At 42.7% G+C, this 11,303-nt stretch carries 7 protein-coding genes; all 7 read right to left on the bottom strand.

Annotation, left to right across the window (positions count from 1 at the left end; genetic code table 11):
• Nucleotides 1–107 precede the first annotated feature (107 nt).
• The 7 genes from VEI_RS02615 to VEI_RS02580 all read right to left on the bottom strand — a co-directional run bounded on the left by VEI_RS02615 (nt 108) and on the right by VEI_RS02580 (nt 11,301).
• The gene (locus tag VEI_RS02615) at nt 108–1,055 is read right to left on the bottom strand and encodes a dihydroorotate dehydrogenase (RefSeq protein WP_059361738.1); all 948 of its coding nucleotides are present in this window, start codon (nt 1,053–1,055) and stop codon (nt 108–110) included.
• The gene (locus tag VEI_RS02610) at nt 1,055–1,822 is read right to left on the bottom strand and encodes a dihydroorotate dehydrogenase electron transfer subunit (RefSeq protein WP_059361737.1); all 768 of its coding nucleotides are present in this window, start codon (nt 1,820–1,822) and stop codon (nt 1,055–1,057) included. Before VEI_RS02610 ends, VEI_RS02615 begins: the two co-directional genes overlap by 1 nt.
• A gap of 4 nt (nt 1,823–1,826) precedes the next feature.
• Nucleotides 1,827–5,027, bottom strand: coding sequence for a carbamoyl-phosphate synthase large subunit (gene carB, locus VEI_RS02605; protein WP_059361736.1), 3,201 nt, complete (start codon nt 5,025–5,027; stop codon nt 1,827–1,829).
• A 1-nt stretch (nt 5,028) separates the two neighbouring features.
• Nucleotides 5,029–6,096, bottom strand: coding sequence for a glutamine-hydrolyzing carbamoyl-phosphate synthase small subunit (gene carA / locus VEI_RS02600; protein ID WP_059361735.1), 1,068 nt, complete (start codon nt 6,094–6,096; stop codon nt 5,029–5,031).
• On the bottom strand, nt 6,096–7,382 hold the full coding sequence (locus VEI_RS02595; RefSeq protein WP_059361734.1) for a dihydroorotase: 1,287 nt from the start codon (nt 7,380–7,382) through the stop codon (nt 6,096–6,098). Before VEI_RS02595 ends, carA begins: the two co-directional genes overlap by 1 nt.
• A complete protein-coding gene (locus VEI_RS02590) occupies nt 7,366–8,316 on the bottom strand; it encodes an aspartate carbamoyltransferase catalytic subunit (protein WP_059361733.1) in 951 nt (316 codons plus the stop codon). Before VEI_RS02590 ends, VEI_RS02595 begins: the two co-directional genes overlap by 17 nt.
• A 291-nt stretch (nt 8,317–8,607) precedes the next feature.
• A complete protein-coding gene (locus VEI_RS02580; protein WP_059361731.1) occupies nt 8,608–11,301 on the bottom strand; it encodes a hypothetical protein in 2,694 nt (897 codons plus the stop codon).
• Nucleotides 11,302–11,303: the final 2 nt, after the last annotated feature.

Genomic DNA, 11,303 nt, shown 5'->3' with positions numbered 1-11,303 from the left:
TAGGATTTTACAAATCTAATTTTCTTGGTATTTCTTATATTTTAAAGGGACTGCAACTAGAATGCGGTAAAACCGCATTCTGTTACAGCCCCTTTCTATTTAGATATTTATTGATGCACTGCACCAACAATATCAGTAATACTATTAAGATTGTGTGTTTCCACATATTCGCCCATTTCACGAGCAATCCGAGAAATAGCTGTTGGATCTACCATCGTAGCTGTACCAACTTGTACGGCCTGAGCACCAGCCATCATAAATTCGATAGCATCTGTACCACTCATGATACCACCAAGTCCTATAATAGGAATAGTAACCCCTTTATAGACTTGATGAACCATACGTAATGCTACAGGTTTTACAGCTGGACCAGATAAGCCTCCGTACGTGTTCCCCAATAGAGGTTTACGACGATGGATATCGATAGCCATACCCAACAAGGTGTTGATAAGACTTACCCCATTACCACCACCTGCTTCTACAGCCTTTGCGATTTCCACAATATCTGTTACATTTGGTGATAATTTTACGATAACAGGTTTATCAGTTACTTTACGAACCGCTTTAGTTACTTGTTCAACAACCTTTGGGTCTACGCCAAACGCCATGCCTTCACACTCCACATTTGGACAAGATACATTGACTTCAAGGCCTGCAATACCATCCACAGATAGTGTTTCTGCCATCCAAGCAAATTCCTCTACTGTACCAGCAGACATATTAGCTAGTAGCGGTACATCATATTTCTTAAGTTCTGGCAAAATATCCGTAACAAAATGCTCTGCCCCTGGATTCTCAAGACCAATACAGTTCAATACACCAGATGGCGTTTCTGCAATACGAGGGCCAGGATTACCATGGCGGCCCTTTGGTGTTAAGCCTTTTACGGAAATAGCACCTACTTCATTGCTAAGGTCTAAGTACCCCGCATATTCCGGACCATTACCAAAGGTGCCAGATGCAGCAATAATAGGATTTTTCATCTTAATGCCGCAGTAATCAACGGCAAGCTTTGGATTAGGAGTAACGGTGTTATTTAAATCGCGTTCACTCATTAAAAGAACACCTCCTCAGCAGGGAATACAGGACCATCCTTACAAATTTTATAGCGTTTACCCTCAGTACCATCACAAGCACAGCCTAAACAACCACCAGTACCACAGCCCATGCGTTCCTCTAAGGATACTTGGCAAGGTACATTGAGCTCTTTAGCAACTTGTGCAACCCCCTTCATCATAGGTGTTGGACCACAAGTCATAACGGAGGTAAACGTATTAGCATTAATTAGATTAGGCATAATAGCCGTAGGGAAGCCTTTTGTACCAACACTACCATCATCAGTAGTGATATGAACCTGTACAGGCGTATCTTTGAATAAATCTGCCCAGAAGGTTTCACTTTCATTTCTAAAACCTAGAATAACTTGCGCTTCTTCTCCATCTTGTAAATGAGAGGCAATACATAACATCGGTGCAATACCGACACCACCTCCAACGAGAAGCATGTTCCTAGATGTTACAAATGGTTCACCTAAAGGACCTAGACAATCTAATGTATCACCAGGTACGAGACGAGTCATAATCTCAGTCCCTTGACCTACGACACGATACAAAAGGGTAATAATACCCTTTCGAGCATCAAATCCAGCATAGCTGATAGGGCGACGCAATAGTGGAGACGTAGAGTCCGATACGCGAACATTACAAAACTGCCCTACCTTTGCTTCTGCTGATTGTTTTGGTGCGTGAACATCCATGATCCACACATCTGAGCCTATTTGCTCATTGCGAACGACTTCGCCCTGTTCTACATAGCCACTCATGGTATTACTCCAATTCAAAATCTTGTAATGCTTCTACACTGTAGTTTGCATTATTTTTACGATTTGCTACAACGCGCAATACTTCACGTGCTGTATCAAGGCTTGTTAAGCATGGTGTACCCATTTCAACAGCAAGACGACGCAATTGGAAACCTTCACGTTCAGGACGTTTACCAGCAGTCAATGTGTTGAGTACAAGGTCCACTTTATCTTGACGAATGTGATCAGCACAGTTGTCATCACCTTCAGAAATTTTGTTAACCACCTTGCAGTCAACGCCATGTTCTTTGAAGTATTTACCTGTACCACCAGTCGCTTCGATGTGATACCCCAATTCGATGAAGCCTTTTGCCAATTGGCTAGCTTCCTCTTTATCGCGGTCTGCCACAGTCATAAGGATTGTGCCATCTTCTGGGATACGCATGTTGGCACCGTTAATAGCTTTGAACAATGCTTCCGAGTATGTACGACCAATACCCATAACTTCACCAGTAGACTTCATTTCAGGTCCAAGAGCGATTTCTACAAGACCCATTTTAGAGAATGAGAATACAGGTGCTTTTACGGCTACATATGATTTATTAGGTACAAGACCTAATGGCAAGCCTAAATCTTTTAAGCTTTCACCAAGAGCAATGCGTGTGGCACATTCTACCATGTTAATGCCTGTAACCTTAGAAATGAATGGAACAGTACGACTAGAACGAGGGTTAACTTCGATTACATTAAGTTCACCATCAGCCACGATATATTGAATGTTAAGTACACCTTTTACATTGAGGCCAATTGCAATACGACGTGTATAATCTACGATTTGATCGATAATTTCTTGGCTTAAATGTTGTGCTGGATAAACCGCCATGGAGTCACCAGAGTGAACACCAGCGCGTTCGATTTGCTCCATGATGCCAGGGATACATACATCGGTACCATCGGAAATAGCATCAACCTCTACCTCCATACCAACCATGTATCGGTCGATAAGAACAGGATGTTCCTTGGATGCAACTACGGCTTCCTTCATATATACATCAAGTTCTTTATCATTATATACGATTTCCATCGCACGCCCCCCCAATACATAGGAAGGGCGAACGATCAATGGATATTTCAAGGTTTTAGCGGCTTCTTGTGCTTCTTCATCAGAGGTTACAAGCGCACCTACTGGACGAGGGATACCAAGTTTTGCCAATAATTCGTCAAAGCGTTCACGGTCTTCTGCCATATCGATGCTATCTACAGAAGTACCGAGGATTTTTACGCCTCGCTCTGCTAATGGGCCCGCCAAGTTGATAGCTGTTTGACCACCAAATTGAGCAATAACGCCAGCTGGTTTTTCTTTATCAATGATTTCCATTACATCGTCCACTGTTAATGGTTCGAAGTACAAGGAATCTGAAATATCAAAGTCTGTAGACACTGTTTCTGGGTTATTATTAATCATAATGGATTGGTAACCCGCTTTACGAAGTGCCCAAGAGGAATGTACAGAGCAGTAGTCAAACTCTACACCTTGACCGATACGAATTGGACCGGAACCAAGTACTACAACGGATTTTTCACCGAGTGGTTTAACTTCATCTTCTTGCGCATACGCACTGTAGTAATACGGAGTTTTAGATTCGAATTCGGCAGCACAAGTATCTACATATTTATATGTAGGAACAATATTCCATTCCTTGCGTTTTGCACGAACTTCTTCTACGGTTGTGTTTGCATAACGAGCAATAACAGAATCAGTAATAGAGTAGCGTTTTGCTTTACGCAATACTTCTTCAGTAATACCTTCTTCTGCCAATGCTTTCTCCACATTGATAATATTCTTGATTTTTTCAATAAAGAATTTGTCAATTTTTGTAATGTAGTGAATCTTCTCTACACTGATGTCTTTACGAAGTGCTTCGGCTACAACATAAATACGTTCATCATCTACAAGATGTAAGCGTTCAATCAACTGCTCCATGGACTCATGAGCGATTTTCTTAAGTTCAATATGATCTAAACCAATTTCCAAAGAACGAATGGCTTTTAACAAAGAACCTTCCAAAGAACGGTCAATGGCCATAACTTCACCAGTCGCCTTCATTTGAGTGCCCAATGTACGGTCCGCCAAATTGAATTTTTCGAATGGCCAGCGTGGGAACTTAGTTACCACATAATCAAGAGTAGGCTCGAAACATGCTTTAGTTTCGCCTGTTACAGCATTAGTAATTTGATCCAATGTCATGCCTACTGCGATTTTTGCCGCTACCTTCGCAATTGGATAACCAGTTGCTTTAGATGCCAATGCAGAAGAACGAGATACACGAGGATTTACCTCGATAACGATATATTCATTGCTATCTGGATTCAATGCGTATTGTACGTTACAACCACCTTCAATTTTCAAATAGCGAATGATGTCCACAGATGCAGTACGCAGCATTTGGTATTGAATATCGTTCAATGTTTGACTTGGTGCCACTACGATGGAGTCCCCTGTATGTACGCCAACAGGATCGATATTTTCCATGTTACATACGATGATGCAGTTATCTGCACTATCGCGCATTACTTCATATTCGATTTCTTTCCAGCCTGCTACTGAACGTTCCGCTAGGATTTGGTGAATTGGTGAAAGTTTCAAACCACGGCGCGTGATTTCATACATTTCATCTTCGTTATGTGCAATACCGCCACCAGTACCGCCCAATGTATATGCAGGACGGATGATGATAGGATATCCAATGCGATTAGCAAAGGCTACGGCTTCTTCAAGATCATTGAAGATGTCAGATTCAGGAACTGGTTGATTGATTTCCTTCATCGCTTCCTTGAATAGTTCGCGGTCTTCTGCTTGTTTAATGGCTTCAAGAGTTGTACCAAGCAATTGAACGCCGTATTCCTCTAATATGCCTGCTTCGGACAATTGAACAGCCATATTAAGACCTACTTGACCTCCTAATGTCGCCAATAACCCCCAAGGGCGTTCTTTTTTGATTACTTCTGTTACGAATTCAAGGCTAATAGGTTCTACATATACGCGGTCTGCAATATCTGTATCAGTCATGATAGTAGCAGGATTAGAGTTAACCAATACTACCTTATAGCCTTCTTCACGAAGGGAACGGCACGCTTGTGTACCAGCATAGTCAAACTCTGCTGCTTGGCCGATAATAATTGGACCAGAACCAATTACGAGTACTTTTTTTGCTTCTGTGGTCATATTATTTTCCCTTTCTCATCAAGTCTTCAAATTCGTCGAATAAATATAAATTATCAGTAGGTCCAGGGGACGCTTCTGGGTGATATTGTACGGAGAAGATAGGCAATTCTTTATGGCGCATTCCTTCTACAGTGCCATCATTTACACTACGATGTGTAATTTCAATATAATCAGGCAAAGTAGTATCATCTACTGCAAAGCCATGATTTTGAGACGTAATGTATACGCGGCCTGTGCGAAGATCTTGTACAGGATGGTTAGAACCACGGTGACCAAACTTCAATTTAAACGTAGAACCACCGTACGCTTGTGCCAATACTTGGTGACCCATGCAGATACCAAAGATTGGTTTTTTACCAAACATTTTCTTCACTTCTTCTACAGCATAGCCAAGATCTTGAGGATCTCCAGGGCCATTAGATAAGAAGATACCATCAGGATTTACCGCTAATACCTCTTCAGCCTTAGAATCTGCTGGAAATACAGTCAAACGGCAACCTGCCGCTTCTAAGGAGCGAAGAATATTTTCTTTTACACCATAATCCATTACAGCAACGTGGAACTCTGCATTTTTATCGCCACGCATGCCTTGCCATTTTGTAGTGACGCGCATAACTTGGTCTGTTGGCAAATCTTGTTTAAACAGTTTTTGAATATCTTCCATTGGATAATCAGCACGCACAAGTACGCCTTTCATAACACCATGGTTACGAATAGTACGAGTAATGGCACGCGTATCTACATCATAGAGACAAGGAATGCCGTGTAAACGAAGGTATTCGCTAAATAAACCTTCATTTTGCCAGTTGGATGGGAAATCACATAGTTCGCCTACGATAAAGCCTTTACAGTATGGTTTAGGACCTTGTGTAATAGCATTTAGTGTGCCATAGTTACCAACGAGTGGATATGTTAATGTAATAATTTGATCCGCATAGGATGGGTCAGTCAAGATTTCTTGATAGCCAGTCATGCCCGTGTTAAACACGACCTCACCCACCGTTGGAGCGCCGCCTAATAGGGAACCTTCAAATATGGAACCGTCTTCTAGTACTAATTTGCCTTTCATTATAGGACTACGCCCTCCTTCATAACGATGTTACCGTCTACAACGGTAAGTTTTGCTTTACCAGTAACAGTCATACCATCAAATGGACTAACTTTACCTTTTGTATAGAATTTATTTCTGTCTACAGTCCATTGTTCTGTAGTAGAGAATACTGTAATGTCCGCAGCTTTACCTACTTCTAAAACACCTGCATCTAGACGCATTAGTTCAGCTGGACGAGTACTCATATAGTACACAACTTGGTCGATGCTGAGTTTATCTGGACCATAAGCATTTGTGATTACAGCTGCCAACGATGTTTCAAGGCCACTAAAACCATTTGGTGCACAGCAGAACTCATGGTCTTTTTCTTCAAATGCATGAGGTGCATGGTCTGTAATAATCGCATCAATGGTGCCATCTTTCAAGCCTTCTAACAATGCTTGACGATGATCTTCGGAGCGAATTGGCGGCGCCATTTTAAAAGCTGGATTATAATCGCGTAAGTATTCATCAGTAAAAGATAAATGTTGACTTGTTACCTCACAAGTTACATTAAGGCCTTTCGCTTTTGCACGACGAACCATATCCACCGTATTTTTACTGCTTACGTGAGCAATATGGATATGACCACCTGTCATTTCAGCTAACATAATATCACGGGCTACCGCAACATCTTCCGCTACTGCTGGACGGCCGATAACACCCATTTCATAAGATACAAAGCCTTCATGCATATGACCATTTTTAGTTAAGCTAATATCTTCGGCATGATCGATAACCATTTTGTTGAACATGGACGAGTATTCCAATGCACGGCGCATGAAAGCAGCACTTTCTACATAGTGTCCATCATCAGAGTAAGCCACAACACCTGCTTCCGCCATATCGCCAAGCTCTGCTAATTCTTTACCTTCCAAGTTCTTTGAAACGGCACCGATAAATTCAACCTTAACTACGCCAGTAAGTTCAGCTTGTTTTTTCAAACCTCTTACAAGAGCTGCATTATCTACAACGGGATTTGTATTGGCCATTGTTACAACGCGCGTAAAACCACCAGCAGCAGCCGCTTGTGTACCAGAATGAAAATCTTCTTTAGCCTCTTGACCTGGTTCACGTAAATGTGTGTGAATATCGATAAGACCAGGCGCTACGATAAGACCTGTAGCATCATATACTTCAGCACCGTCTGCACTTAAATTTTGACCGATGGCTGCAATTTTACCATCTTTCACGAGAACGTCTGCTACTTCATGTTGTTGTTTTGCCGGATTGACTACCGTACCATTTTTAATAAGCAAGCTCACTACCGTCACCTCCATGAATTGTTAAGTACAATACAGCCATACGAACGGATACGCCATTGCGTACTTGTTCTTGAATTACAGATTGATCCCAATAGGCTACATCTGGGGAAATTTCAAGACCGCGGTTCATTGGACCTGGATGCATAACCATAACATCGTCTTTTGCAAGACTTAATACGTCTTTATTGATACCAAAAATGCGTGCATATTCACGATTTGTTGGATATAGAGCGGAGTGAATGCGTTCTAATTGAATGCGAAGCACATTGACAACATCTGCATCTTTCACAGCTTCACGCACATCGTGATGAATGGTAACACCCATTTTTTCAAGCTCAGGATAGAGCATGGTACGTGGACCTGCTAAATGTACATCAGCCCCCATTTTAGTAAGACCATAAATATCGGATCGAGCTACACGACTATGCATAATATCGCCAACGATTACAACCTTTTTACCTTCTAAAGAGCCTTTGCGTTCAATAATGGAGAACATATCGAGCAATGCTTGTGTTGGATGTTCATGGGCACCATCGCCAGCATTGATAATGATAGGGTCAACGGCTTTTGTCGCATAGAGTGGCGCACCTTCTGCGCTACTACGCATAACAATCGCATCAGTTCCCATATAGGATAATGTTAATAGTGTATCGCGGAAGCTTTCACCCTTACCCATAGAAGAGCCACTTGGAGTAATGTTGATTACATCAGCCCCTAAATATTTACCTGCTAGTTCAAAAGAACTACGCGTACGTGTACTAGGTTCCATGAATAGATTGATAATCGCCTTACCTTTCAAGTAAGGAATTTTTTTGTCGTCAGACAAAACAACCTTTTTCATCTTCTTCGCTACATCGAGAATCAATTTAATTTCTTCTGGTGTAGCATGTTGTAACCCTAACAAATGTTTGCCATGCAAGCTCACTTGTCCCATGATTGCCTCCTAACTCACTTAACAAAAAAGACCTTCTGCCCAGGGCAAAAGGTCGAATAGTTTGCACAAAGAAGCCCTTGAGGGCGCTTCAACTATATGTCCTTTATTAGCCTCTCTGGACCAATTTAAAAGGTGTTTTGTAATGCTACAGTATCTCGTACTGCTCAATGCATTTATCTCTTATCATTGTACTGAAATTACCGACGAAAGTCAATGTAATTCCAATGAAGAAACACAAATAGGATGTGCCGAGGGACATCCTATTTATATAGTAAAACTAGTTGCGAACTCTTAGTTTCGTCTTCTTGTCAATTGCTCGATAGATACTGCGTCTTGTGCATTATCTTGCTCTTGATCAACATTTGTATTTACATCATCTAGCTCTGAAAAACTACGACGTTTACCACCTTGTGCAGCAATACGTGCTGCTTCTCGCTCTTCTGCAATTTTTTGGCGAGCAATTTCCGCATTGCGCTTAGCGATAATTTGTCGTTGTGCTGCTAAGCGGATTTCTTCAGCTCGTTGTGCTGCCTTCTTCTGAGCTTCTCGTTGAATTTCAGCACGACGGCGCGCTTCTTTAGCTTGAGCTTGCGCGATTTCATATTCACGATATCGTTTTTCTGCCAACTGACGAGCTTCTTCCGCTTTTCTTGCTGCTTCCGCTTGTTCCTTAGCAATGCGTTCCCGTTCAGCTTTACGTGCCGCTTCTGCGATACGATTTTCTTCACGGATACGCGCTTCCTCAGCAAGTCTAGCTGCTTCTGCGATACGTTCGGCTTCAGCATGTCTTGCAGCCTCTGCCTTACGTATTTCTTCTGCAATTCTAGCGTCTTCTGCTTTACGCATTTCTTCTGCACGTTTCGCCTCTGCCGCAATACGACGTTCTTCAGCCTTACGCGACTCTTCTTGCGCTTTGGCAATAGCTGCTAGGCGCTCTTCCTCAGCTTTACGAGCTGCTTCTTGGCGTGCCATTTCAACTTTACGCAATGCTTCTTGACGAGCTTCCTCTGCTTTTCTAGCCTCTTCTGCACGTTTAACCTCTGCAGCAATACGCTCTGCTTCTGCTTTCGCCTCTGCTGCTTTCCGTTTTTCTTCCGCTTTACGAGCCGCCTCTTGTCGAGCTGCTTCGGCTTTACGAGCAGCTTCTTGTCGCTCTGCTTCAGTCTTAGCCGCCTGTTCTGCAGCTTTACGTTCTGCTTCAATACGTGCAGCTTCTGCTCGTTGTTCTGCTGCAATGCGCTCTTCTTCAGCCTTACGCTGCGCTTCTAAGCGTTGTGCTTCTAGTTTTGCTGCATATTCTTGTGCTTTCTTCTCCGCTGCTTCTCGAGCCGCTTGTTCTCGCTGAGCCTTTTCTCGAGCTGCTTGTTCTGCAGCAATACGTTGTTGTTCCGCTTTGGCTGCCGCAATACGAGCATCCTCTTTAGCCTTTGCCTCTGCTGCCAAGCGTGCTGCTTCAGCTCTAGCCGCATCATCCTTAGCCTTTTGCTCTGCTGCTATGCGTGCAGCTTCGGCTTTATCAGCATCATCCTTCGCTTTTTGTTCAGCTAACTGGCGTTCTGCTTCTGCTTTAGCTCTTGCTTTTTCAGCAGCTGCATCAGCCTTAGCTTTAATTTTAGCTTGCTCCTCAGCCTCACGTTTATCCAGTTCTGCTTGTCTTGCTTGTGCGGCCTTATGAGCTGCTGCGGCTTTTTCAGCAGCCAATTTAGCTTGTTCTGCCAATTGGTGCGCTTGTTCTTCTTTTTGAGCTTTGGCAGCTACATATTTTTCTTCTATAGCCACTTTTTTAGCTGCTTCCGCCGCTTCTTTTTGAGCTTCCGCCTCTAATGCACGTTGACCCGCTTCATTAGTAGCTAGTACACGTGCATATTGAGGATTGGCTAACGCTTCAGGCACGAGTAAAAAACGAACTGGTAAATTCGATGCCCCAGCAGGCATGAATTCAATGGTTAATGTATCACCACCATAATAGTTACCCATGTAACGAGAATCCATTACCGTATTGTGTCCTAATGCCATCAATCCATCATCACCACCAACGTGATAGGTCATGCTTTCACTAGGCACCTTTTGCCAACGTCGTTGTGCTTTCACCGTAAAGGAACCAGAATAGCCGCCACCTAAAGGGTTAAAGTACAGACGGAATGGATCTTCTCCACTCGTAGGGATTTTTACAGTATAGGAAATACCGTAGTTACCAGAATCCTTTACATAAGCCTTATTATCCATTTCATCGACGCCTTCTACGAAGCGGTCTTCTCTATCATTACCCAATTCCACATACGCGCCGCCTAAGGTCGTGTTGTATTCTTTAGAAACAGCCATTTTTCTTTCAGCACCGGTGAAAGTACCACGCAATCGCACATGGTCAATAGGCAAATTGTTTACCCAGTATGACGCTTCAATAGAGTTAAGACTCATAGGAATCATCATAACCCGTGCAAATACAGGCGCACTAGTCTGCAAATCTACAATACCTGTAAATAGTGCATCCTTTGGAATTGGTGTATGCTCCAAATCGGTAAACACCAATTGACGACTCTTTGGAGGCATTACAAAAGAGTAGAGTTGTCTATCCGATAAAGGTTGCTCTAACTCCTTCCGCGATAAATCACGCCCGGCCGCAAAATAGTCAGGTGTAGCAATGGATTTCAATTCACGAAAAATAGCAATACCATTCGGCGCATCACCTGTATTCTCCAGTACGATAGCAATCTTATGAGGCTCTGCCATTTCATTTACATGATAGAAATAGATACGTCCTTTACCATTTATACTGCCCGCGCTAAGGACACCACCTACAGGCCCAACGTACTCAGGACTATCAGATAACAGTAACGTATCCTTCTGAGCCTCAAGCTGCGCAGGTAACGGTGTAAACGAGAAATATCCTATGGAGTTAAAATCTATATCGCTTGCAGCATGACCTGTCAATGCGCCCATAACGGCTAACATAGTCGCTAGCTTGTATGTTTTCTTACATAACATAA

The sequence above is a fragment of the Veillonella tobetsuensis genome (assembly GCF_001078375.1).
Lineage (GTDB): Bacteria > Bacillota > Negativicutes > Veillonellales > Veillonellaceae > Veillonella > Veillonella tobetsuensis.
Note: the sequence above shows the minus strand (reverse complement) of the source record. Positions and strands in the feature narration are given on the sequence as shown.